A 24208-nucleotide genomic window follows, 5' to 3' on the forward strand; every position below is an offset into this window, starting at 1 on the left:
AACACGACTAAGACCGGCCATTCGCGCCGGTCTTTTTTTCATGCCGGCTTGACTGGCTCGTCACACTTTTTGCTCGAAGCATGACCACCTTTCCTCTATAATCACGCGCTTTAAAATTCCCTAAGCGGGTGGTGTTCACAGCCTGGAGGTATGACCCTAGTGATCAAGACGCCTTACTATCTCATCGACAAGAGCAAGCTGCTGCGCAACATGGAGAGAATCGCCTATGTTCGCGAGCACTCCGGCGCCAAGGCGCTGCTGGCCCTGAAATGCTTTGCCACCTGGTCGGTATTTGACCTGATGAGCCAGTACATGGACGGCACCACCTCTTCCTCCCTCAACGAAGTGAAGCTCGGCAAACAGAAATTCGGCGGCGAAACCCATGCCTACAGCGTGGCCTATGGCGACGACGAAATTGAAGAAGTGCTGGCTCACTCCGACAAGGTAATCTTCAACACCATCGGCCAGCTTGAGCGTTTTGAACAAGCCTCCGCCAGCCACGTGCGCGGTCTGCGCCTGAACCCGGGGGTGTCCAGCTCCGAGTTTCTGATCGCCGACCCGTCCCGTCCCTTCAGCCGTCTGGGTGAGTGGGACGCCGCCAAGGTGGAAGCGGTGATGGACAAAATCTCCGGCTTCATGATTCACAACAACTGCGAAAACAGCGACTTTGACCTGTTTGATCGCATGCTGGGTGAGATTGAAGACAAATTCGGCGGCCTGCTGAGCCGGCCGCAAATCACCTGGGTAAGCCTGGGCGGCGGCATTCACTTCACCGGTGAAGACTACCCGGTAGACCGCTTCTGTGCCCGGCTCAAGGCCTTTTCAGAGCGCTTTGGCGTGCAGGTGTATCTGGAGCCCGGCGAGGCCTCCATCACCATGAGTACCTCGCTGGAAGTGACCGTGCTCGACACCCTGTTCAACGGCAAGCAACTGGCCATAGTGGACAGCTCCATTGAAGCCCATATGCTCGACCTGCTGATCTACCGGGAGACCGCCAAGATGGCGCCCAACGACGGCGAACATCGGTACATGGTGTGCGGCAAGTCCTGTCTGGCCGGCGACATATTCGGCGAATTCAACTTCGACCGGCCGCTGCAGGTAGGGGATCGGCTATCCTTTATCGATGCCGCCGGCTACACCATGGTGAAGAAGAACTGGTTCAACGGCGTGCAGATGCCCGCCATCGCCGTGCGTGAACTCGACGGCAGCGTAAACCTGGTCAGGGGATTTACCTTTGACGACTTTGTAGACAGCCTCTCCTGAGGCATGGAGTAAACCACAACGCAGCCTTTCAAGGAGGCTCCAGAGGAAAAAAATGAAGAAAAACGTTCTGATTATTGGTGCCGGTGGTGTCGCCCAGGTTGTTGCCCACAAATGTGCGCAACATAACGATGTTCTGGGTAACATTCACATCGCCTCGCGCACTGTCGAGAAATGTCAGCAAATCGTCGACAGCGTACGGGAAAAGGGCAGCCTCAAGGTTGCCGGTGAATTGCAAGCCCATGCCCTGGATGCGCTCGATATAGAAGCCACCAAGGCGTTGATTGACAAAACACAGTCGCAACTGGTGATCAATGTCGGATCGGCTTTCATCAATATGTCGGTGCTGCAGGCCTGTATCGAGACCGGCGCCGCCTACCTCGACACCGCCATTCACGAAGATCCCACCAAGATCTGCGAAAATCCGCCCTGGTATGCCAACTATGAGTGGAAGCGCAAGGCCATCTGCGAAGAGAAAGGCATTACCGCCATTCTGGGTGCCGGCTTTGACCCAGGTGTGGTCAACGCCTACGCCGCGGTGGCGGTGAACGAATACTTCGACAGCGTCGACTCCATCGACATCATCGACATCAACGCCGGCAGCCACGGTCGTTACTTTGCCACCAACTTCGATCCGGAAATCAACTTCCGCGAGTTCACCGGCCGCGTCTGGTCCTGGCAGAACAACGAGTGGGTGCAGAACCAAATGTTCGAGCACAAGCGCACCGACGACCTGCCGGTAGTGGGCATGCAGACCAGCTACATGACCGGCCACGACGAAGTGCACTCCCTGTCCCAGAACCTGGGCGTGCCCAATGTGCGCTTCTGGATGGGCTTTGGCGAGCATTACATCAATGTGTTCACCGTGCTCAAGAATCTGGGCCTGCTGTCCGAGCAGCCGGTGAAAACCGCCGAAGGCCTGGAAGTGGTACCGCTCAAGGTGGTCAAGGCCGTGCTGCCCGATCCGTCTTCCCTGGCCCCGGACTACACCGGCAAGACCTGCATCGGTGACCAGGTGAAGGGCAAGAAGGACGGCAAGGACAAGGAAGTGTTCATCTATAACGTGGCCGACCACGCCGACGCCTATGCCGAAGTGGGCAGCCAGGGCATTTCCTACACCGCCGGGGTGCCGCCGGTGGCCGCCGCCCTGCTGATCGCCAGCGGTGAATGGGACGTGAAGAAAATGGCCAACATCGAAGAGCTGGATCCCAAGCCATTCATCAACCTGCTCAATGAAATGGGTCTGCCGACCCGCATCAAGGACGAGCAGGGCGACCGCCCGCTGAGCTTCTGAGCTTAGTTCGCGAATGCAAAAGGCCAGTCGCAAGACTGGCCTTTTTTGTGTGCAGCGCGAAGCAACAGCGGGATTGACTGTATTCAGTCAATCAGTAGTAGGTTGCGAATGAACACAGCGAATTCCAACACGAAGCCGGCTGCGAAATGTTGTAAATTCGCTGCGCCCATCGCCAATCTACAGGCTTCAGCTTATGGCTTGCGACTGGTGCTGGGCGCCTTGCCGCCGATGGCCTGAGTCACTTTTCGGGCGGCGTCCATTACCAAGGCGCTGAGCTGGGGAATGCGTTCCCATTTCACTCGTACCGCCGGGCCGGAAATGGAAATGGCGGCCACCGCTTCACCGTGTTCGTTATAGATGTTGGCGGCAATGCAGCGCAGGCCTTCAAACTGCTCTTCGTCATCGAGGGAATAGCCCTGCTGGGCGATTTTGTGCAGCTCCAGCTCGAACTGGCTGGGATGAATAATGGTGTGCTCGGTATAGGCCTTCATGCCGTTCTTGCGCACCAGCTCCAACGCTTCTTTCATCGGCAGCGCCGACAACAGCGCCTTGCCCACGCCGGCGGCATGCACCGGCGAACGGCTGCCCAAAGACACCACCATGCGCATGGTCTGGGGCGACTCCACCTGGCCCACATACACCACACTGCCCTGCTCCAGGATCGCCAGGTTGGAAGTTTCGCCGGTTTCCGCCACCAGCCGTTTCATGTGCGGCCGCGCCTGAGCGATAAAGTCGCGCTTTTTGAGGTAGGCATTGCCAATGGAGAAGGCGTGCACGCCGATGCTCCACAACCCCTGGCTTTCATCCAGATCCACAAAGTCATGGCTGCGCAGGCTGTTGAGCAGGCGGTGGGCGGTGGACGGCGCCAGTCCCAGGCTGCCGGCCACGTCGGTGAGCGACATGCCCATGTCGGAGGCGGCCAGCCGCTCCAGCAGTAGCAGTGCCCGGGACAGGGACTGCACCTGGGTGGCGCCGGCCGGCTTGGTGGTTTTTGCTTTTGGCTGTTTTATTGGCTCGACCATGGAAAACCTGAGCAACACGAAAATCAAAGAATGTTATTGTATTGTTTATCGCCGATTAAGTCCCGCCCAATCCGGCGAGCCTGGCAATTACCTTCACCTGGGTGCAACGGCTGACACCTCACCGAACGAGCACCGGTTATATCGCTTAAAGGCGTTGATGCACCATGCTACGTGGCGCTATCCCGGCTTGGTTCCCTCTCCCTGACAGCGGGAACCAAGCCGGGCGAATGGCGCCGCGCTCGCATACCGGCAACCTGCTTATTTAAGATGCCTTTCGGGCAGAGTTGCCCTATCGCATAGAAAAGGGGCCTTCCAAAGGAGGCCCCACATGATACTTGAACACCCCGTCAGGGGATCAGCCTGTCCACTGAGTGAACTGGGCGAAGATCAGGAAGCCCATGGAGATGGCCACCCAGGTACCGAACAAAGGCAGGAAAAACTTGACCCATTTGTTCCAGCTGACACCCGCCAGTGCCAGCGTAGCCATAAAGTAACCCGAGGTCGGATACAGAATGTTACCGATGCCATCGCCCAGCTGGTATGCCAGCACGGCGGTTTGACGGGTCACGCCAACCAGATCAGCCAGCGGCGCCATGATCGGCATGGTTACCAGCGCCTGGCCACTGCCCGACGGTACCACAAAGTTGAAGCCCAACTGAGAAAGGTACATACCGATGGCAGAAAAGATCGGCGGGAACTCGCCAACCAGGTTGCCAAGACCGAATACCAGGGTATCCATGATCTGGCCTTCTTCCAGCACCACGGCAACGGCACGGGCAATACCGCAGATCATGGCACCCACCAGGACGTCGCGGAAACCTTCGTTAAAGCCATCGCAAATGTCCGAAGTCTTCAGGCCCGCAATCATGCCAACCACTACGCCCATGATGATAAACAGCCCCGCCATTTCCATCATGAACCAGCCCTGGGTCATCACGCCCCATACCAGGGTGGCAAAGAAACCAAAGGCCGCAAGCGACGCCCACTTCTGACGGGAAGTGGCGGTCAGGGCACCTTCATCGTCGGCATGCTGATAGTGCTTGCGCTTCTCCAGCTCCTTGGCATCGCCTTCCATCAGGCTCAGGGCAGGATTGTTTTTTACCTTCAGGGCGTAACGGGTGACATAGAAAATGCCGGGCACCAGGATGGCGGCAAATACCAGCGCACGCAGTCCCATGCCTGAATACACAGGCAAATCAGCCAGCTGCTGGCCCAGGCCGGTGTTGATGGGATTGAGCACACCAGAGGTAAAACCGGCAGTGGTGGCGCACAGCGCCACGGCGGCGGCGGTGACGGAGTCAAAGCGCAACGCCAGCATCAGGGGCAGAATAACGGGCACATACACCAACGCCAGCTCCTGAGTACCTATCAGGGTCGCGATCACGGCAAAGGTGGTCATCAGGACGGGAATGATCACTATGGTGTTATGAGCGAACCGACGGGTCAGCTTGTCTACCCCAATCTCGATAATGCCGGTACGGCGCAGCACCATGAACATGCCACCGATGATAAAGGTGAAGAACACCACAGTACCCGCATCCATCAGTCCTTTGGGAATGGCGAGCATAAAATCCACGGGGCCGACCGGGGTGGACTCAACCACCTGGTAGGAGTTGGGGTCAATGGTGGTTCGGCCATTGGGACCGGGTACCCGGTCGTATTGCCCGGCGGGAACAATATAGGTCAGCACCGCGGCAATGGCGCTGAATATAAACAAGATGACATAAATATGAGGCATCTCGAAAGACTTTTTCTTTTTACCTGCGTCGGTAGAAGAAAGTTCATTGGCTTTAGACATGAGACTCATGACCTCTCCCTTTTTACAACAACTGATTAAATCCATTTACGCTGGCTAGCGTGTTTCCAAGGTCGCGGTGTCATTTCAACATCAAGAGTCGTATGGCTAATCCTTGCGAACCTCCCAACCATTATTAACCATTCATTAACCGGCAAGCAACTAGTTTTAAAAACCAATTCCACATTGCGGAAATCTTTATTTAAAGAAAAAAGCAGAATCACTAACAAATGAACGCAAGTTACTGTAATCATCTGTTTTATATTGGTTTTTTATCGAAAATAACAAGGAATAAATTGTGAGCATTATTGTTTTTATTTTGGCGCACTAACTAACTCAATTAATTAGACAATATAGATAAAACCTGACCTCAAAAATAAACAGCAAAAAAAACATAATATAAACAACTTGTACAATTCGCCCGCACCATAAAGCTTCATATAAAAACAAAAAGAATTCGAATGAATACATCTTATTGATTCCCCTGCGCCGGTCCTTTCCATTTCATTAAACGGATGGACCGTAAAGGTGCGTGCGATTGCCGGCACGCGTCAGGTAATAAAGGCAATGACACAGGGTAAAAACACAGACTGGTGAACACCTCAAAAAGGCACGGTAACCCCATGATGAATCGCCGGGCACAAAAAAACCGACGCTGTGGTCGGTTTACTTGGGATCGCCCTTGCGGTGTTGCAGTATTCGAGTCGACGCCCCAAACGGACGGCACGAGTGCGGACCGGGCGGCGCTGAATTGCAGGCATAAAAAAACCGACACTAGGTCGGTTAATTCTGGTCGGCGTTGCAGGATTCGAACCTGCGACCCTCTGGTCCCAAACCAGATGCGCTACCAGGCTGCGCTAAACGCCGAAACTGTTCTCTTGCGAAACTGTTTGAAAGCAGTGGTGCGAAGGGGGGGACTTGAACCCCCACGTCCGAAGGACACTAACACCTGAAGCTAGCGCGTCTACCAATTCCGCCACCCTCGCATGTTTACTGCTTTCAGGCCTTGGCCTGAAACTGGGGTGACCGACGGGGCTCGAACCCGCGACAACCGGAATCACAATCCGGGACTCTACCAACTGAGCTACGGTCACCATAATCAAATTGTTGTCCAACTACCGAATGGCGCGCCCGACAGGATTCGAACCTGTGACCTCTGCCTCCGGAGGGCAGCGCTCTATCCAGCTGAGCTACGGGCGCTCTATATTTGGACGCTGCGAATACTAAGGTCAGCCCCCGCCCTTGTCCAGCACTTTTTTGTCTTTACCGGCCATCTGCCGGTTTTGTCGGCAGAATGGCGTTTTTTTTAACTAAAGTGAAGAAAGGGCCACACTGCGGCGATTGACTTGAAGTGACGATGGCCTAGAATCAGCAGTCGAATGAACGTTCATTCATTTATGGTTCAGACTTCAGACAGAGAACAGATGACAAACAAGCGCGAGCGCATTCTCAATGCGGCGGAACACCTGATCGCCAACCTCGGCTTTCAGGGCATGTCGATGCAGCTGGTCGCCCGGGAAGCCGGTGTGGCCACCGGCACCATTTATCGCTATTTCAGGGACAAGGAAAGCCTGCTGCGCTGTGTGCATGAAGAGCGAATGCAGGAGGTGTCTGTGGCCCTGCTGCAGGGCGTCAACACGCAGGACCCCAGCCTGGCGCAGTTTCGCCTGCTGTGGCAGAACTGCCTGCATTACCTGCTGAGCAACCCCGACTGTCTGTTGTACCGCGTGCAGTACGAAGCCTCTCCCCTGTTCAGCAGAGAAGAGGAAGAACGCATGGATGAACGCTATTTCAAACCGGTGTTCGAGTTTTTCGAACGCGGCCGGGACATCGGCCTGTTTCGGGATCTGCCATCAGACCTGCTGGGATTCCTGGCGCTGGAAAATCTGATGCTGTTAACCCAGAGGCACGCCCGGGGCTGTATTCAGATGAACGAGGCCGTCTTTGACGAGCTGATGGATGCAGCCTGGAACGCCATTTTAAAACGCTAACAACCACGTCGCGGGAGTGACTTCGATGAAAAAATGGACCCTGTCCATGCTGCTGCTGGTGATCCTGATCTTCGGCAGCGTCATTGGTTTTAACCTGTTCAAGCAAAAAATGATGGCCCAGTATTTCGCCAATCAGCCGGTGCCCAGCTTTCCGGTCACCGTGACCGAGATCACTCCGGTAGACTGGACACCACGCATCGCCGCCATCGGTTTTATCGAGCCGATTCAGGGCATCAATGTCAGCAACGAGTCTGCTGGCATCGTGCGTGCCATTCACTTTGAGTCGGGCCAGCAGGTCAAGGCCGGTGAGGTGCTGGTGGAGCTCGACGCCGACGTGGAAAAAGCCAACCTGCGCAGCTCCGAAGGCCGGCTGCCGGCGGTTCGTGCCAACCTCACGCGCATGCGTCAGCTATTCCAGCGCGGCTCCGTCTCCCAGGGTCAGCTCGATGACGCCGAAGCCAGCTACCGGGAACTGCAAGGCCAAATCGACTCCCTTCAGGCCACCATTGAACGGCGCACCATTCGCGCGCCCTTTGACGGTGTCATGGGTATTCGCAACGCCTTTCTCGGCCAGTATCTGAACGCCGGCACCGACATTGCCCGGCTGGAAGACATCAGCCAGTTCCGCATTCGCTTTACCATTCCCCAGACCCGCATCGCCGACATTCGCGTGGGCCAGGCTCTGAACATTCTGGTAGACGCCTATCCGGACACGCCGTTTGAAGGCGAGATCACCGCCATTGAGCCGCAGATCAACCCGGAATCGGGCGTGGTGCAGGTGCAGGCCAGCATTCCCAATCAGGGCGGCAAACTGCGCTCGGGCATGTTCGCCAAGCTGGACGTGCAGCTGCCGGTGAAAGCCGACCAGATCCTGGTGCCCCAGCAGGCCATCAATTTCACCCTTTACGGCCAGACCGTGTATGTGGTGAAAGAAGAACAGGCCGACGACGGCGAGACCGTGCGGGTAGCGCAACAGCGGGTAATTGAAGTGGCCGAGCGGGAAGCCGATTTCGCCCGGGTGGTGAAGGGCCTGGAAGCAGGTGAAACCATCGTCACGTCCGGCCAGGTACGCCTGTCCAACGGCAGCCGGGTCAACCCGGTGGAAAGCGACGCCCTCGACACTCCAGAATCGGCCCCCCTGCTGTAAGCGGAGACTTTCATGCGTTTTACCGATATCTTCATAAAACGGCCGGTGCTGGCCGTTTCGATCAGCCTGCTGATCGTGCTGCTGGGGCTGCAGGCCCTGCAGAAAATGCAGGTACGCGAATACCCGGAAATGACCAATACCGTGGTCACCGTCAGTACCAGCTATTACGGCGCCAGCGCCGACCTGATTCAGGGCTTTATTACCCAGCCGCTGGAGCAGGCCATTGCCCAAGCCGACAATATCGACTTTATGACCTCGTCGAGCAGCAACGGCAGCTCCAGCATCACGGTGCAGATGAAGCTGAACACCGACCCCAACGCGGCCCTGTCGGACATTCTGGCCCGGGTCAACTCGGTGCGCTCCCAGCTGCCCCGGGAGGCGGAGGATCCCAGCCTGGAGATGACCACGGGGGCCTCTACCTCCATCATGTATATCGCCTTCAGCAGTGAGCAACTGAACTCGCCCCAGATCAACGACTACCTGGAGCGGGTAGTGCGGCCCCAGTTCTACTCGGTGGACGGGGTAGCCAAGCTCAACCTGTTTGGCGGCGCCAAGTTTGCCCTGCGCATCTGGCTGGATCCGCTGCGGCTGGCGGCCCAGCAACTGACCGCCGCCGAGGTGCTGTCGGTGCTGCAGTCCAACAACTACCAGGCCGCCGCCGGCCAGTCCACCGGCTATTACATGCTCTACAACAGCGATATCAATACCCAGATTGAAACCGCCGAAGAGCTGGAGTCCCTGGTGGTGGCCACCCGCAATGACGCCGTGGTGCGCCTGCGCGACGTGGCCAAGGTGTCGCTGGAAAAGAGCCACGATGTGGTACGTGCCCTGGCCGACGGCCAGTCGGCGGTGATCATCGGGGTTGACCCCACGCCGTCCGCCAACCCGCTGAATGTGGCCGAGAACGTGCGCAACATGCTGCCGGATCTCGAGCGCAACATGCCCGACACCATCAAGATGGAACTGTTGTATGACGCCACCGACGCCATCAACGAGTCCATTCACGAGGTGGTGAAAACCATTCTGGAAGCGTCCCTTATCGTGGTGGTGGTGATCACCCTGTTCCTGGGCTCGCTGCGCGCCGTGCTGATCCCCATTATCACCATTCCGCTGTCGTTGATCGGGGTGGCGATCCTGATGAGCATGTTCGGCTTCAGCATCAACCTGATGACGCTGCTGGCCATGGTGCTGGCCATCGGCCTGGTGGTGGACGACGCCATCGTGGTGGTGGAAAACGTCGACCGGCACATCAAGGCCGGCGAATCGCCCTACCGGGCCGCCATTCTCGGCACCCGGGAAATCGCGGTACCGGTGATCACCATGACCATCACCCTGGCGGCGGTATACGCTCCCATCGCCCTGATGGGCGGCATTACCGGCTCCCTGTTCAAGGAATTCGCCCTGACCCTGGCCGGCGCCGTGTTTATTTCCGGCGTGGTGGCGCTGACCCTGTCACCCATGATGTGCTCCAAGCTGCTCAAGCCCCATGTCAATCCCAACCGCTTTGAGCAGGGCGTGGAGAACACCCTGGAGCGACTGACCGACGGCTACAGCCGCATGCTGGACGCGGTGCTAGCCAAGCGCCCCGTGGTGATCGCTTTTGCCCTGCTGGTGTTCGGCTCCATGCCGGTGCTGTTCAGCTTCATTCCCAGCGAGCTGGCGCCGAGTGAAGACAAAGGGGCCTTCCTGATGATGGCCAAGGCCCCCAACACCGCCAACCTCGATTACATCGAGAACAACATGCGCAAGGCGGTGGAAGTGCTCAACAAGGACGACGCCCTGTCCACCTCGCTGACCATTGCCGGCGTACCCAGCGCCAACCAGGGTCTGGCGGTAGCGGTGCTCAAACCCTGGAGTCAGCGGGATGCGCAAAAAGCGGTGATCGAGCGGCTGACGCCGCCGTTGCAGGGCATTCCGGCGGTGGCCATCAGCGCCTTTGAATTTCCCGAACTGCCCGGCGCGTCCAGTGGCCTGCCGGTGCAATATGTGCTGACCACCCCCAACAACTTTGAAAGCCTGTATGAAGTGGCCGCCGAGGTGCTTCAAACGGTCAGCCAGAGCCCGCTGTTTGTGTACAGCGAGCTGGATCTGGCCTTTGACTCCGGCACCATGAAAATTCAGGTCAACCGGGACAAGGCCGGCGCCTATGGCGTGACCATGCAGGACATCGCCATCACCCTGTCCACCATGATGAGCGACGCCTACGTCAACCGGGTGGATCTGGACGGCCGCAGCTACGAGGTTATTCCTCAGGTGGCCCGGGCCGACCGGCTCAACCCGGATTCCATTCGCGACTACTATGTGCGCGCCCACAATGGCGACATGGTGCCCCTGGCCAACCTGGTGTCGATCACCATGGAGGCCCAGCCCCGCTCCCTGCCCCATTACAACCAGCTGAACTCGGCCACCATAGGTGCCGTGCTTACGCCGGGCGTGTCCATGGGCGATGCCATCGGGTTTCTGGAGCAAAGCGTCACCGCCGAGCTGCCCAACGGCTATAACCACGACTACCTGGGTGCCGCCCGCCAGTTCGTGACCGAGGGTAACGCCCTGTACATGACCTTCCTGCTGGCGCTGTTCATCATTTTCCTGGTACTGGCGTCCCAGTTTGAAAGTGTGCGCGATCCGCTGGTGATCATGGTATCGGTGCCCCTGGCCATTTCCGGCGCCCTGGTGGCCCTGGCCTGGGGCCTGGCAACCATGAACATCTACACCCAGGTGGGCCTGATCACCCTGGTGGGCATCATCACCAAGCACGGCATTCTGATGTGTGAAGTGGCCAAGGAAGAGCAGCTGCACCGAGGCCGGGATCGCACCGAAGCCATTCGCGTGGCGGCCCGCATTCGTCTGCGCGCCATTCTGATGACCACCGCCGCCATGGTGGCCGGCCTGATTCCGCTGCTGTTTGCGGCGGGTGCCGGAGCCTTCTCGCGCTTTGGCATGGGCATCGTAATCGTGTCCGGCCTGAGCATAGGTACCCTGTTTACCCTGTTCGTACTGCCGGTGATCTACACCTTCCTGGCCTCACGCCACCGTCCGCTGCCGGAGTTTGACGAAACCCAGGCACCCAAGGCGCTGGCCGGCCACTAAGCCAACTGTAATCCGCAAAAGGGCTGCATCACGCAGCCCTTTTTGTTTATGGGCCATGCTGTAAGGGCAATGCCGCCAACAGGGAGAAAAGAATGACGCTTTGGATATTGCTGGCGCTGGGTATTGGCCTGGTGCTGGTGCTCGGCCAGAACCGGGCCCAAAACGAACTGGAAAACCGGGTGGAACAACTGCAGGCCGAACAGCGCCGGCTGCTGGAACGCATTACCACCCTGGAGAAGCTGGTGCTGGAAAAGGAAAAACGCCGCCCCTTTGAAGAGCTGTGACCGTCTCCCTTGCACCGTTCCAGTCATGAGAAGCTGTGATCAGGCCCCTTGCTCCGCTCAAACCGGCTGCCTACACTGCCTGTCTCATTGCGCGGGACGATCCTATGAAGAATCAGAAAAAAGCCTACCTGTTCGGGCTGGGAGCGGTGGCCTGCTGGTCTACCGTGGCCAGTGCCTTTAAACTTTCGCTCGATTATTTTGATCCGGCCCAGCTGTTGCTGGTGGCGACGAGCAGCTCCTTGCTGCTACTGCTCGGCCTGCTGGCACGCCAGGGCAAGCTGCACCTGCTGGGGCGCACCCTGAAACAGCGCCCCGGCTACTACGCCCTGCTGGGGCTGATTAACCCGGCGCTCTACTACCTGGTGCTGTTTCAGGCCTACGACCTGCTGCCGGCCCAGCAGGCCCAGACCCTCAATTATACCTGGGCCATCACCCTCACCCTGCTGGCGGTGCCCTTTCTGGGCCAGACCATTCGCCGCCAGGACTGGGTAGCCATCGTGCTCGGCTACCTGGGCGCCATGGTGATCGCCACCAAGGGCAATTTGCTCAGCCTGAATTTCGAAAGCCCGCTGGGTGTAGCCCTGGCGCTGGGCTCCACCCTGCTGTGGGCCGGCTACTGGATCCTCAACACCCGCAACCAGGCCGATCCCCTGGTGACCCTTACCTTAAGCTTTTTGCTGGGGCTGCCGGTGATCGTGCTGGCCACCGCCTGGCTGTCGGACTTCGCCCTCACCGCCTGGCAGGGCTGGGTAGGCGCCATCTATGTGGGTCTGTTTGAGATGGGCTTTGCCTTTGTGATGTGGCTGCTGGCCCTGCGCCACGCCGAAAACACCGCCCGCATTTCCAACCTGATTTTTATCTCGCCCTTTGCCTCTCTGGTGCTGCTGCGGCTGCTGGTGGGCGAGCAAATCTACCCCGCCACTCTGGTGGGCCTGGTGATGATAGTGACCGCCCTGCTGATCCAGCAATGGCGCCCCCGGGGGCGGTTTGCCAAGCCCTCAAGCGCGGAGTAGAGTGAGCGAAACGCGGCGAAAGCACGCTCACGCCGGCCGGTGCCATTCCACATTTAAAAGACCTTGTTAAGGAATCAACATGACCCACGCCCAACGCCTTGCGAATGTTCGTGACGACATGCGGCTGCAGCAACTGGACGCCTTTATCGTGCCCCACGACGACGAGCATCTGGGTGAATACATTCCTCCCTATGCCGAACGCCTGGCCTGGCTCACCGGCTTTACCGGCTCTGCCGGCGCCGCCGTGGTGCTGACCGGCAAGGCGGCGGTATTTGTGGATGGCCGCTATACCGTGCAGGTACGCCACCAGTGCGACGCCGGCCTGTTCGAATACCGCCATTTAATCCAGGAGCCGGTGCTCGACTATGTGCTGAGCGAGCTGGCCGCCGGTTCCCGGGTGGGCTTTGATCCGCGCCTGCACAGCCGGGGCTGGTTTGATGCCGCCAACAAGAAACTGGCCGCCCGCGACCTGAAGCTGGTGCCGGTCGGCGTCAACCCCATCGACAAGCACTGGCACGACAGGCCCGAACCCGATATTCAGCCCGCCCTGCTGCTGAGCCAGGACTATAGCGGCCAGCACAGCGAGGCCAAGCGCAACCGTATTGCCGAACGGCTGGCCGCCAACAACATAGATGCCCAGTTACTGACCCAGGCCGAGCCCATCAACTGGCTGCTCAATATTCGCGGTCGCGATATTCCCTGCCTGCCGGCGGTGCTGAGCTTTGCCCTGCTGCACAACGACGGCGCCGTGCAGCTGTTTGCCGAGCCCGCCAAGTTCAACGGCCTGGATCTCGCCGGCCACAGTGGCCATAACGTCACCCTGGCCCCCATCTGCGAGCTGGAAAGCGCCCTGTGTGCACTGGGCCAGCAGGGCGCCCGGGTACAACTCGACCCCGCCACCGCCAACGCCTGGAGCAGCCTGGTGCTGGAGCAGGCCGGCGCCGAGCTGGTGTTTGCCGACGACCCCTGCATGCTGCCCAAGGCCTGCAAAAACCCGGTGGAAGTGCAGGGCAGCCGTGCCGCCCACCTGCGTGACGGCGCCGCCGTGTGCCGCTTTCTGGCATGGCTCGATCGCCGCCTCGCCGAGCCTCACCCGGAGCGGGAAGACGAAGGCACCCTGGCCGACCGGCTGCAGGCGCTGCGGGCGCAAGCCCCCGAGTTTGTAGAAGCCAGCTTCAGCACCATCTCGGCGCTGGGCCCCAACGCCGCCATGTGCCACTACCATCATGGCAACGGCACCCCACGCACACTGGGGCAGGACGCCATCTACCTGGTGGACTCCGGCGGCCAGTATCTGGACGGCACCACCGACATTACCCGCACCGTGGCGGTGGGCGAACCCAATGATGAAATGCGCAAACTGTTCACCCTGGTGCTGCGCGGCCATATCGATCTGGCCTGTGCCCGTTTTCCCGCCGGCACCGGCGGCCTGCAGCTGGACGCCCTGGCGCGCATGCCGCTGTGGCAACAAGGCTACAACTTCGATCACGGCACCGGCCACGGCGTGGGCCACTACCTCAGCGTACACGAAGGCCCCCAGCGCATTTCCCCCAAGGGCAGCACGGTGCCCCTGACCACCGGCATGATCGTCTCCAACGAGCCCGGCTATTACCGGGAAAACGCCTTTGGCATTCGTTGTGAGAACCTGGAAGTGGTGCAACCCGCCGAGACCGACGGTGATATTCCGGTATTTGAATTTGAGCACCTCACCCAGGTGCCCTTTGATCGCCGCCTGATCGACACCGCCTGGCTGGAAGCCCGACACATTGACTGGCTCAACGACTATCACGCCGGGGTATGGGAAAAGATCAGCCCGCAGCTGACCGGCGGCGACCTCACCTGGCTGGAGCGGGCGACCCGGCCGCTCTGAGAAACAGGGGAGCAGGGATGGTAGGTTGGAATGAGCGCAGCGAATTCCAACAATTCACAGCCGGCTGCGTGTTGTGGTTCGCTTCGCTCATCACAACCTACTCCTAATTCCCGGTTCCTGCTCTAATTTGCTGCCCTTTGCCCTAATTCGGTAAACTGCACCGAATCTTGCCGTTTAAGTATGGTCTTACGCGGCAACGCCATTAATCAGGTTCATTATGCAACTAGCCAATTATTACCGAAGCCTGCTGCAGCGCCTGCCGGCCCTGTCGGTGGATGCCGACAAGGTGCGCGCGCTGCACTCCGCCGCCGCCTTTCGAGAGCGGCTGCTGACGCTTATCGCCACAGCACAAACCCGCATCTGCCTGGTGGCACTCTATCTGCAGGACGACGACGCCGGCCGGGAAATTCTCACCGCCCTGCACCAGGCCAAGCAGGCCAATCCGACGCTGGACGTACGCCTTTACGTCGACTTTCACCGGGCCCAGCGCGGGCTTATCGGTCATGCCGGGCAGGGCGGCAACCACCTGATGTATCAGGAATTCGCCGAACGCTACGAACATCCCATCGCCATTCACGGGGTGCCGGTCAAGGGCCGGGAGCTGCTCGGCGTGCTGCACCTCAAGGGCTTTGTGTTTGACGACACCCTGCTCTATTCCGGCGCCAGCATCAACGACATTTACCTGCATCAGAACGGCCGCTACCGCTTTGATCGCTACCACGAAATCACCGACGCCGGCCTCGCCGACGCCATGCTGGATTATGTTGACCGGCTGTTTGCCCACAACCCGGCGGTGCCGGCCCTGAACCAGCCCGAGATCCCCACCGCGCGCCGGCTGCGCCAGCCCATTCGCCAGTTTCGTCATCGGCTGCGCCGGGGCCAGTATCAGTTCGAGCACCAGCCCCGCCAGCCCGGCGAGGTGGCGGTCACCCCGCTGGCCGGACTGGGCAAGCGCGGCAACAAGCTCAACCGGGCCATTCGCACCATGGTGCGGGGCACCAAAGAGAAGTTGTTTGTCTGCACCCCCTACTTCAACCTGCCCAAGTCCCTGGCCCGGGACATTCGCAGCCAGCTCAAAAAGGGCCGGGAAGTCACCCTGGTGATTGGTGACAAGACCGCCAACGACTTTTATATTCCGCCCGACGAGCCCTTTCGCACCATAGGCGGGTTACCCTACCTGTATGAAGCCAACCTGCGCCGCTTTGCCCGATCCAACCAAACTTTTATCTACCAGGGCAAACTCCACATCATGCTCTGGCGGCACGACCACAACTCCTATCACCTCAAGGGACTGTTTGTGGATGACGACCTGGCCATGATCACCGGCAACAACCTCAACCCCCGCGCCTGGGGGCTGGATCTGGAAAACGGCCTGCTGCTGCAGGATCCGGAGCACCGTCTGCGGGCCACCTTTGAGCAAGAAAAGGCCAACATTCTGCAACACTGCCGGCGGCTGACCCATTTCACCGAAATCGAGCAGCTCGGCGACTATCCTGAGCCGGTGCAGCGGCTGCTCAAGCGGGTGCAGCGCACCCAGGCCAATGTGCTGCTGAAACGCCTGCTCTGAATGACAGTGAGGGGTAAGCAGAAGGCAAGGAAACTGCCGCCACTGCGCTAACCCTGCTTTCGGCTTCGCGCTTCCAGCTTTCGGCGCTTGTTGCTATTCTTCTGTACATATTTACAGTGCAGGGCCGCCATGAATCTGGACAAAATGCCCCTCAGCCTGCTCAAGGGCGTGGGTGACAAAATGCAGGAAAAACTGCACCGGCTGGGGCTGGAAACGGTGCAGGATCTGCTGTTTCACCTGCCGTTGCGCTACGAAGACCGCACCCAAATCTGCCCGGTAGCCGAGCTGCGGCCGGGCATGCATGTGTCCGTGGTGGGCGAGGTGGTCGACAGCCACATCAGTTACGGCCGCAAGCGCATGCTGCTGTGCCGGCTGCGGGACGACAGCGGCACCCTCACTCTGCGCTTTTTCAACTTCGCCGCCGCCCAGAAAAACAGCCTCACCGCCGGCACCCGGCTGCGCGCCTTTGGGGAAATTCGCCCCGGTCATCACGGCCTGGAGATCATTCACCCCGAATACACCCTGCTGCAGGGCGACAACCCGATCAGCGTGGAAACCAGCCTGACGCCGGTTTACGGCACCACGGAAGGGCTGCGCCAGATAAGCCTGCGTCAGCTCACCGATCAGGCCCTTGCTTGGCTTGAGCAACAGCCGCTGACCGAGCTGCTGCCCGCCGGCCTTTATCGCCAGCAAATGCCCCTCAACGACGCCGTGCGCCTGCTGCACCGGCCGCCTCCGGACGTGGCGCAGGATCAACTCGAGCACGGGCAGCATCCGGCCCAGCAGCGACTGGTGATGGAAGAGCTGCTGGCCCACAACCTGTCGGTACTGCAGGTGCGCGAGCAGGGTCAGGCCCACCGGGCCCGGACCCTGCCTGCCGCCGAAGCCCTGGTGCACGACTTTCTGGCCCGGCTGCCGTTTTCCCCCACCGGTGCCCAGCAGCGGGTAGTGGCGGAAATCGGCGCCGACCTGCACAAACACGTGCCCATGATGCGGCTGGTGCAGGGCGACGTGGGCTCGGGCAAAACCCTGGTGGCGGCGCTAGCGGCCCTGCAGGTGATCGGAAATCAGGGCCAGGTGGCGCTGATGGCCCCCACCGAGCTGCTGGCGGAGCAGCACGCCGCCAACTTTGCCGCCTGGCTGGAGCCGTTGGGCATTAACGTGGGCTGGCTGGCGGGCAAGGTCAAGGGCAAGGCCCGCACCGAACAGCTGGAGCGGCTGGCCAGTGGCGAACTGGCGATGATAGTGGGTACCCACGCGCTGTTTCAGGAGCAGGTGCAGTTCAATGCCCTGGAGCTGGTGATCATCGACGAACAGCACCGCTTTGGCGTGCACCAGCGCCTGGCCCTGCGGGAAAAAGGCAGCCAGGGTGAGTACTATCCGCACCAGCTGATCATGACCGCCACCCCCATTCCCCGCACCCTGGCCATGACCGCCTATGCCGATCTCGACACCTCGGTCATCGACGAACTGCCCCCGGGGCGCACCCCGGTCACCACGGTCGCCATTCCCGATACTCGGCGCGACGAAGTGATCGAGCGGGTGCGGCAAGTGTGCCGTGAAGAGGGCCGCCAGGCCTACTGGGTGTGCACCCTGATTGACGAGTCGGACGTGCTGGAGTGCCAGGCGGCGGAAGACACCGCCGCCGCCCTTTCAGAACGGCTGAAAGAGCTTAAGGTGGGGCTGGTGCACGGCCGCATGAAGGCGACGGAAAAGCAGGCGGTAATGGCCGACTTCAAGGACGGCAGGCTGGACCTGCTGGTGGCCACCACCGTGATTGAGGTGGGGGTGGATGTACCCAACGCCTCGCTGATGATCATCGAAAACCCCGAACGCCTGGGCCTGGCCCAGTTGCACCAGCTGCGCGGCCGGGTGGGCCGGGGTGCCACCGCTTCTCACTGCGTGCTGCTCTATCACGCCCCCCTGTCGAAAACCGCCACCCAGCGGCTGGGGGTGCTGCGCGACACCAACGACGGCTTTATCATCGCCCAGAAGGATCTGGAAATTCGTGGCCCGGGCGAGCTGCTGGGCACCCGCCAGACCGGCCTGGCGGATCTGAAAATCGCCGATCTGGTGCGGGATCAGGCCCTGTTGCCGGAAGTGCAGCGGCTGGCCCGCTATCTCGCCGACCGCTACCCCGACTGTGTCGACCCGCTGATCCGCCGCTGGCTCGGTACCCGGGATCACTACGGCAAGGTGTAATTCTCCTCACACCTCCTCCTCACCGGTTTCCGGCGAAGTCCTGCCTATGTATGATACAAACAGCGGATTTTAAAGGGTTAAATTCATGAAAAAACTGGCCAGAAGAGGTTTGACGGGGCTGCTGGTGCTGTTGCTCGGCGGCTGGTTGCTGCTGAATTTGCTGGACGTGAACCGGCTGAAAAAACCGGTACTGACCTGGCTGAATGAAAATACCGAGCTGGGACTCAGCGTGGGCAGGCTGGAGTTCAACCCTCTCTCCCCCTACAAGCTGCTGGCGGAAGACGTACGCCTGGGTGACTGGTTCAGCGCCCGGCAAATCTATCTCGAGCTGGCGCAGCTGGCCCCCCTGGCGGGGCGTACCGAGGTGGCCATTCTCGATATCATCGACGGCAGGATCAACCTGCTCCAGGCCCAGGCTCCTGCCCTACCCGCCAACCTGGCCGATATTCATATTGCCGAGCTCAATACCCGCAACCTCGCCCTGACCGGCCAGGACTGGGAGGCCGGCGGCATCGAGCTTCATATCAACGACTGGCAGCCCCGGCGGCAAGGCCAGTGGCAATGGTGGGCCGACGCCGGCCTGAGCGCTCGCGTACGCCAGCTGTCTCATTCGGCCCTAGAGCTGTCGCGACTGGATATCAGCGGTCATTTGCGCCAGGGTCGGCTGGAGCTGGACGATGTGCGCGGCCGGCTGGCCGGTGGCCTGGTCAGCGGCAGTCTGATTCTGGATCCCGCCGAGCGCGAGCTGCGCCTGGAACGCCCGCAATTCAGCCAGGTCAAACTGCAACTGCATGACGCCCTCACTCTGCCCGAGGGCTGGCGCCTGCTGCTGAGCCGGGCCCGGCTCGACGACGTCAGCCTGACCACGGCTTCGCTCACCGTTAACGGCATGCGCGGCGAGCTGCGGGATCTGGAGTGGAGCGGCCGGGGCCTGCCCGAAGGCCGGGGCGACTGGCAGGCGGATGAAGCTACCCTCGACTGGCTGCGCCTGGACAACCACCGGCTGTATTGGTTGGGTGACGCCGACCGCCAGGGCGTCACCCTGAGCGGCCGGGCCTGGGAGGGCAGCATTGAGGCCGAGCTGGGCTGGTACCCGAAACAGGGCCGGCTGGATATCGACGAACTGCAACTGGCCGGCAACAAGCTGGTATGGCAGCCGGACATGGCCTGGCCCCTGCCCGACGTGCGTATTCACAAGCTCAACCTGAGCCGCACCGAGTTGCTGTCGCTGGACGATGAACTGCCGCTGTCGCTGTTTGATGGGGAGCTGTTTGTCACCGATCTGGCCTGGTCGGCAGGACTGTGGCGTCCGCTCAGCCAGCAGGCCCGGCTGGAAGGCCGCGTGGGCGAACTGGCCTGGAACAGCCTGATCGCGCACGCTGCCCACTTCAGTGCCCGCCTCACCGACGAACAGTGGCTGCTCGACCAGCTCAGCGGCGACTGGCTGGACGGCAACATCACCCTCAACGGCAGCCTGGGGCTCTATCCGCCTCACCGCACTCAGGTTACGCTTGCCGGTAAAGACTGGCAGCTGCGTCACCTCAGCAACTGGCTGCAGGCCGACCGGGGCTTTGCCGGCGATCTCGACGTCGGCGCCAGCCTCAGTGGCGAACCCGGTAATCCCGCCAGCTGGCAAGGTGAACTGGCGCTTGCTGGAGAGGATGTGTTTGTGGAGCAACTGGGGCTGGATCCCTGGCTGCGCAACCGCCTGGGTGAAGACTACGCCCGGCCCAAACAGGTAGACAGCGCCCTGGCGGCGCTGGACCTGGCCCAGCACGACGGTTTCCTCTACCGGCTGGATCTGCACGGCCCCGTCACCGACGGCCGCTGGCAGCTCAATGGCAGTGCGCTGCAGAGCGTGCGCCACCTGCTGGCCCTGAGGGGCAACGTGAGCGCCGCCGGCGAGTTCAATCTCGACCTGGGCGCCATTAACGACGCCGGGTGCCGGGAGCTGGCCATTGCCCTTGGTGGCGACTGGCACTCACCCCGGCTGCGGCTGCACCAGCCGGCAATGGACACCCCCTGCCGCCCCTGGTATTCGGGACCGGTGCCCTACCCCGCCGCCGGCCTGCCCGGCAGCCTGATCGAGGCGGTACGGGCACTGCCGGTGGAATCACGGGAATAACCCTCAGGACACGGACCGCACAACCGTATACTGCTCGGTGTAACTCAGGTTGTAGAGCTCCAGCAAATACTGCCAGAACATATCGACCTCGGGTTTGACCGTATGCCGAAAGCGATACAGCAGGATTTTCAAATCCACGGTGTTGAAGCCGTCGTTCAGCACGGTGAGCTGGCCCTGGGCCAGCTCATTCTGGATCAACCCCGATGGCAACCAGGCCACCCCATACCCCTGCAATGCCATGGCCTTCAGCCCTTCCGCCAGGGCATTTTCACACACGATGGCATACTGAAAATCCGGCGGCAGCTTGCTCAGGCAGCACTCCTTTACCAGGCCCCCCAGATAGGAATCGTCCGGATAGGCCAGCAATTTGAGCGGGGTTTTGCCGTTGGCCGAAAAGAGCGGAGTGCCTTCCGGCGTCAGCGCAGACACCGGCACCAGGCGATCCGTCCCGACCTGCATACAGGTGGTGTCATTGCGGGACAGCTGCCCCAGATCGCCGGCCGAGGAGAAGCTGAGCAGAAAGTCCCCCATGCCGGCCATAAAGGATTCGGTGAGATCGTGCAGGTTGCCGGTGCTGAGCTTGACCAGGGTATTGCCCACCAGCGGCTCCAGGGTACGAATCCAGTGCGGGAAAAAGGACACCGCCGGCGAGTGCTGAGCAAAAAACACCAGGCTTTTCTGCGTTTCCTGTCCCTGCAGCCGCTTGCGCACTCGGTAGGTGTCGTGAATCATGCGCTTGGCCTCTTCCACAAACGACAGCCCGCTACTGGTCAGGGTGGTGGGGTGCTTTTCCCTGTCCACCAGTGCCACCCCCAGCCAGTTTTCCAGTGAGCGAATACGCCGGCTGAATGCGGGCTGGGTCACAAAACGGGCTTCGGCGGCCTTGGAAAAACTGCCGTGTTCATTCAGCGCCACAAAATCCTTTAGCCATTTTAATTCCATTAAAACAGATCCTTACAGTTCTCTTGTGTCCCTATGCCCAAAAGTAATCGCGGGCAGAGCCTAGAAGGCATTGGTCGTGCAGCGGCGATTATTCCACCATGCGGTTGTTAATCAATTGTATTGCGCATGTTCAAAACGAAGAGGAATGTAAAAATGCATCTAGCTCGTTATCCCCGTCTGCACTTTGCTCATCTGGCCACGCCGCTGGAGCCGATGCATCAACTGACCAAACTGCTGGATGGTCCGAACCTGTGGATCAAACGTGATGATTGTACCGGCCTCGCCGGCGGTGGCAACAAGACCCGCAAGCTGGAATTTCTGATGGCCGATGCCCTCGAGCAGGGTGCCGACACCATCATCACTCAGGGTGCCACCCAGTCCAACCACGCCCGCCAGACCGTGGCCATCGCCACCAAGCTGGGCCTGGAATGCCACATTCTGCTGGAAGATCGTACCGGTGCCGAAGACGCCGATTACAACTACAACGGCAACGTCATGCTGGATCAGCTGTTTGGTGGCCTGCTGCGTAAATACCCTGGTGGTACCGACATGAACGCCGCCATGGCGGAACTGGCCGCCGAGCTGAAGGCCGCCGGTAAAAAGCCCTATATCGTGCCCGGTGGTGGCTCCAACGAGATTGGCGCCCTGGGTTATGTGAACTGTGCCCTGGAACTGCTGGGCCAGGCCAATGATGCCGGCCTGCGCATCGATCACCTGGTGCACGCCACCGGCTCTGCCGGTACCCAGGCCGGCCTGGTGACCGGCCTGTCCGGCAGCAACAGCGGCATTCCGGTGCTGGGCATCGGCGTGCGGGTAGCCCGCGAGCAGCAAGAGGCCAATGTGTTCCGTCTGGCCGAGCGCACCGCCGAGAAGCTGGGCATTCCCGGTGCCGTCAAGCGTGAAGACGTGGTCGCCAACTGCGACTACGTGGGCGAAGGCTACGGCATTCCCGCCCCCAGCACCCTGGAAGCCATTCAGTTGTTTGCCCGCCACGAAGGCATTCTGCTGGACCCGGTGTATTCCGGTAAGGGTGCCGCCGGCCTGATCGACCTGATCCGCAAGGGCCACTTCAAGAAAGGCGAAAACGTGGTGTTCCTGCACACCGGCGGCGCCCAGGCGCTGTTCGGCTACCGGGACGCCTTTGATTTTCCCAAGTACTACTGATTGAACCGGGCGGCCCGGCGCGGCCGCTCACCCCAACGGAATTTGTTATCAGCCAGTTGGCGCGTCTCAGTTTACAGGTGAAATACCATGGAATATCTCAAAAGAGCGGCGGCGGAAAACGAAGTCGCGCAGGAAGATGAACGCATTCAGGCGGTGGTCAAGGACATGCTGGCCAATATAAAGCGCAACGGTGAGACCGCCGTGCGTGAATACGCCAGACAGTTTGATAACTGGCAGGGTGACTTCGTTCTGTCCGAGCAGAAAAAGATAGCCCTGATCGAACAGGTTCCCCCCCAGGTCAAAGCAGATATCGACTTTGCCCATCGCCAGATCAAGCGCTTTGCCGAGGCCCAGCGCGACAGCCTGACCTCCTTTGAAATCGAAACCGAAGAAGGCGTCCGTCTGGGGCAGCAAATACTGCCGGTGCAGTGTGCCGGCTGTTATGTGCCGGGTGGCCGCTATGCTCATGCCGCTTCGGCGCTGATGAGCGTGGCCACCGCCAAGGCCGCCGGGGTGCCCTTTATCGTGGCCTGTTCACCGCCCCGAGGCGACAGCATCAACCCGGCGGTCGCCTATGCCATGCACGTGGCCGGTGCCGACGTGATCCTGGAAATGGGCGGCGTGCACGCCATCGCCACCATGGCCTACGGCCTGTTTACCGACAAGCCCGCCGACATTCTGGTGGGTCCGGGCAATGCCTACGTGGCCGAAGCCAAGCGCATGCTGTTTGGTGAAGTGGGCATCGACGTGTTTGCCGGTCCGACCGAGTCGGCCATCATCGCCGACGGCAATGCCGATCCCATGACCATTGCCGTGGATCTGGTATCCCAGGCCGAGCATGGCCCCAACTCGCCGGTATGGCTGTTTACCGACAGTCGCGAGCTGGGCGAAAAGGTGCTGGAGATCATGCCCCACGTGATTGCCGACATGCCCAATGCCGATGTGTGCGAGGCGGCCTGGCGCGATCACGGCGTGGTCATGCTCGGTGACAGCCGGGAAGAAGTGGCCCGCATCAGCGACGAATGGGCCTGTGAGCACCTGCAGGTGCTGGCGGACGATCTGGAGTGGTGGAAGGCCAACCTCAACAACTACGGCTCCCTGTTCCTGGGCGAAGGCAGCACGGTATCTCACGGTGACAAGTGCTCCGGCACCAACCACATTCTGCCCACCAAGAAGGCGGCCCGTTACAGCGGCGGCCTGAATGTGCAGAAGTTCATGAAGGTGTTGACCTACCAGGAGCTGAGCGAAGAAGCCAACCTGGTGTTCAGCGCCGCCGGCTCCCGCATCTCCCGCACCGAAGGCATGGAAGGCCACGCCCGCGCCTGCGACTGGCGCCTGCGCAAGTACTTCCCCGATACCGAGTGGGACTTCCACGTTTACGATCAGAAGCGTTATTGCTGAGTCAGACGGGCAGGCGTACCCCGCCTGCCCCGGGAGAAGTT

16 protein-coding genes and 4 tRNA genes are annotated in these 24208 nt (G+C 60.4%); 13 read left to right on the forward strand and 7 right to left on the reverse strand.

Annotation, left to right across the window (positions count from 1 at the left end; genetic code table 11):
• Positions 1–150: 150 nt before the first annotated feature.
• The gene (locus B6S08_RS11560) at positions 151–1263 is read left to right on the forward strand and encodes a carboxynorspermidine decarboxylase (RefSeq protein WP_245849855.1); all 1113 of its coding nucleotides are present in this window, start codon (positions 151–153) and stop codon (positions 1261–1263) included.
• A 52-nt stretch (positions 1264–1315) separates the two neighbouring features.
• On the forward strand, positions 1316–2554 hold the full coding sequence (locus B6S08_RS11565; protein WP_094200969.1) for a saccharopine dehydrogenase family protein: 1239 nt from the start codon (positions 1316–1318) through the stop codon (positions 2552–2554).
• 191 nt (positions 2555–2745) lie between these two features.
• Here the strand turns inward: B6S08_RS11565 and B6S08_RS11570 are convergent, their stop codons facing one another.
• The 6 genes from B6S08_RS11570 to B6S08_RS11595 form a co-directional block, all read right to left on the reverse strand.
• Positions 2746–3576, reverse strand: coding sequence for an IclR family transcriptional regulator (locus B6S08_RS11570; protein ID WP_094200970.1), 831 nt, complete (start codon positions 3574–3576; stop codon positions 2746–2748).
• A 355-nt stretch (positions 3577–3931) separates the two neighbouring features.
• The gene (locus B6S08_RS11575) at positions 3932–5374 is read right to left on the reverse strand and encodes a YfcC family protein (RefSeq protein WP_094201079.1); all 1443 of its coding nucleotides are present in this window, start codon (positions 5372–5374) and stop codon (positions 3932–3934) included.
• 787 nt (positions 5375–6161) lie between these two features.
• Positions 6162–6238 (reverse strand) — tRNA-Pro (locus tag B6S08_RS11580).
• A 33-nt stretch (positions 6239–6271) separates the two neighbouring features.
• Positions 6272–6357: transfer RNA gene (locus B6S08_RS11585), tRNA-Leu, on the reverse strand.
• A gap of 32 nt (positions 6358–6389) precedes the next feature.
• Positions 6390–6465 (reverse strand) — tRNA-His (locus B6S08_RS11590).
• A gap of 29 nt (positions 6466–6494) precedes the next feature.
• A tRNA-Arg gene (locus B6S08_RS11595) sits at positions 6495–6571 on the reverse strand.
• Positions 6572–6795: 224 nt separating this feature from the next.
• On the opposite strand from B6S08_RS11595, the gene B6S08_RS11600 reads away from it, so the two are divergent.
• From B6S08_RS11600 to B6S08_RS11640, 9 genes are all read left to right on the forward strand, one after another.
• Positions 6796–7362, forward strand: coding sequence for a TetR/AcrR family transcriptional regulator (locus B6S08_RS11600; protein WP_094200971.1), 567 nt, complete (start codon positions 6796–6798; stop codon positions 7360–7362).
• Positions 7363–7387: 25 nt separating this feature from the next.
• Complete coding sequence (locus B6S08_RS11605) at positions 7388–8509, forward strand: efflux RND transporter periplasmic adaptor subunit (protein WP_094200972.1); 1122 nt, start codon at positions 7388–7390, stop codon at positions 8507–8509.
• Between the two features lie 12 nt (positions 8510–8521).
• Complete coding sequence (locus B6S08_RS11610; RefSeq protein ID WP_094200973.1) at positions 8522–11599, forward strand: multidrug efflux RND transporter permease subunit; 3078 nt, start codon at positions 8522–8524, stop codon at positions 11597–11599.
• A 92-nt stretch (positions 11600–11691) separates the two neighbouring features.
• Positions 11692–11883: a hypothetical protein gene (locus B6S08_RS11615; protein WP_094200974.1), complete on the forward strand. Its 192-nt coding sequence runs from the start codon at positions 11692–11694 to the stop codon at positions 11881–11883.
• A gap of 104 nt (positions 11884–11987) precedes the next feature.
• Positions 11988–12896 (forward strand): DMT family transporter, encoded by a 909-nt coding sequence (locus B6S08_RS11620; RefSeq protein ID WP_094200975.1) that lies wholly within the window; start codon positions 11988–11990, stop codon positions 12894–12896.
• 79 nt (positions 12897–12975) lie between these two features.
• Positions 12976–14766, forward strand: coding sequence for an aminopeptidase P family protein (locus B6S08_RS11625; RefSeq protein ID WP_094200976.1), 1791 nt, complete (start codon positions 12976–12978; stop codon positions 14764–14766).
• A gap of 217 nt (positions 14767–14983) precedes the next feature.
• Positions 14984–16333 carry a CDP-diacylglycerol--serine O-phosphatidyltransferase gene (gene pssA, locus B6S08_RS11630; protein WP_094200977.1) on the forward strand — a complete coding sequence of 450 codons (1350 nt, stop codon included), beginning with the start codon at positions 14984–14986 and terminating at the stop codon, positions 16331–16333.
• 129 nt (positions 16334–16462) lie between these two features.
• Positions 16463–18535 (forward strand): ATP-dependent DNA helicase RecG, encoded by a 2073-nt coding sequence (gene recG, locus B6S08_RS11635; protein ID WP_094200978.1) that lies wholly within the window; start codon positions 16463–16465, stop codon positions 18533–18535.
• A gap of 85 nt (positions 18536–18620) precedes the next feature.
• Positions 18621–20660 (forward strand): AsmA family protein, encoded by a 2040-nt coding sequence (locus B6S08_RS11640; RefSeq protein WP_094200979.1) that lies wholly within the window; start codon positions 18621–18623, stop codon positions 20658–20660.
• Positions 20661–20663: 3 nt separating this feature from the next.
• Here the strand turns inward: B6S08_RS11640 and B6S08_RS11645 are convergent, their stop codons facing one another.
• Entirely contained in the window at positions 20664–21602 is a 939-nt protein-coding gene (locus tag B6S08_RS11645) for a LysR family transcriptional regulator (protein ID WP_094200980.1), read from the reverse strand.
• Between the two features lie 153 nt (positions 21603–21755).
• On the opposite strand from B6S08_RS11645, the gene cuyA reads away from it, so the two are divergent.
• A complete protein-coding gene (cuyA, locus tag B6S08_RS11650; RefSeq protein ID WP_094200981.1) occupies positions 21756–22766 on the forward strand; it encodes a D-cysteate sulfo-lyase in 1011 nt (336 codons plus the stop codon).
• A gap of 87 nt (positions 22767–22853) precedes the next feature.
• Positions 22854–24167, forward strand: coding sequence for a histidinol dehydrogenase (hisD, locus tag B6S08_RS11655; RefSeq protein WP_094200982.1), 1314 nt, complete (start codon positions 22854–22856; stop codon positions 24165–24167).
• The last annotated feature ends 41 nt before the right edge of the window (positions 24168–24208 follow it).

The organism is Oceanimonas doudoroffii (assembly GCF_002242685.1).
Classification (GTDB): Bacteria; Pseudomonadota; Gammaproteobacteria; order Enterobacterales; family Aeromonadaceae; genus Oceanimonas; species Oceanimonas doudoroffii.

What these genes read in the sequence shown, in the direction of transcription:
- recG (WP_094200978.1), top strand. Translation starts at nt 16,463, where the DNA reads ATGAATCTGGACAAAATGCCCCTCAGCCTGCTCAAGGGCGTGGGTGAC.
- B6S08_RS11600 (WP_094200971.1), top strand. Translation starts at nt 6,796, where the DNA reads ATGACAAACAAGCGCGAGCGCATTCTCAATGCGGCGGAACACCTGATC.
- B6S08_RS11640 (WP_094200979.1), top strand. Translation starts at nt 18,621, where the DNA reads ATGAAAAAACTGGCCAGAAGAGGTTTGACGGGGCTGCTGGTGCTGTTG.
- cuyA (WP_094200981.1), top strand. Translation starts at nt 21,756, where the DNA reads ATGCATCTAGCTCGTTATCCCCGTCTGCACTTTGCTCATCTGGCCACG.
- B6S08_RS11605 (WP_094200972.1), top strand. Translation starts at nt 7,388, where the DNA reads ATGAAAAAATGGACCCTGTCCATGCTGCTGCTGGTGATCCTGATCTTC.
- B6S08_RS11625 (WP_094200976.1), top strand. Translation starts at nt 12,976, where the DNA reads ATGACCCACGCCCAACGCCTTGCGAATGTTCGTGACGACATGCGGCTG.
- B6S08_RS11560 (WP_245849855.1), top strand. Translation starts at nt 151, where the DNA reads ATGACCCTAGTGATCAAGACGCCTTACTATCTCATCGACAAGAGCAAG.
- hisD (WP_094200982.1), top strand. Translation starts at nt 22,854, where the DNA reads ATGGAATATCTCAAAAGAGCGGCGGCGGAAAACGAAGTCGCGCAGGAA.
- B6S08_RS11570 (WP_094200970.1), bottom strand. Translation starts at nt 3,576, where the DNA reads ATGGTCGAGCCAATAAAACAGCCAAAAGCAAAAACCACCAAGCCGGCC.
- B6S08_RS11645 (WP_094200980.1), bottom strand. Translation starts at nt 21,602, where the DNA reads ATGGAATTAAAATGGCTAAAGGATTTTGTGGCGCTGAATGAACACGGC.
- B6S08_RS11610 (WP_094200973.1), top strand. Translation starts at nt 8,522, where the DNA reads ATGCGTTTTACCGATATCTTCATAAAACGGCCGGTGCTGGCCGTTTCG.
- pssA (WP_094200977.1), top strand. Translation starts at nt 14,984, where the DNA reads ATGCAACTAGCCAATTATTACCGAAGCCTGCTGCAGCGCCTGCCGGCC.
- B6S08_RS11565 (WP_094200969.1), top strand. Translation starts at nt 1,316, where the DNA reads ATGAAGAAAAACGTTCTGATTATTGGTGCCGGTGGTGTCGCCCAGGTT.
- B6S08_RS11620 (WP_094200975.1), top strand. Translation starts at nt 11,988, where the DNA reads ATGAAGAATCAGAAAAAAGCCTACCTGTTCGGGCTGGGAGCGGTGGCC.
- B6S08_RS11615 (WP_094200974.1), top strand. Translation starts at nt 11,692, where the DNA reads ATGACGCTTTGGATATTGCTGGCGCTGGGTATTGGCCTGGTGCTGGTG.
- B6S08_RS11575 (WP_094201079.1), bottom strand. Translation starts at nt 5,374, where the DNA reads ATGTCTAAAGCCAATGAACTTTCTTCTACCGACGCAGGTAAAAAGAAA.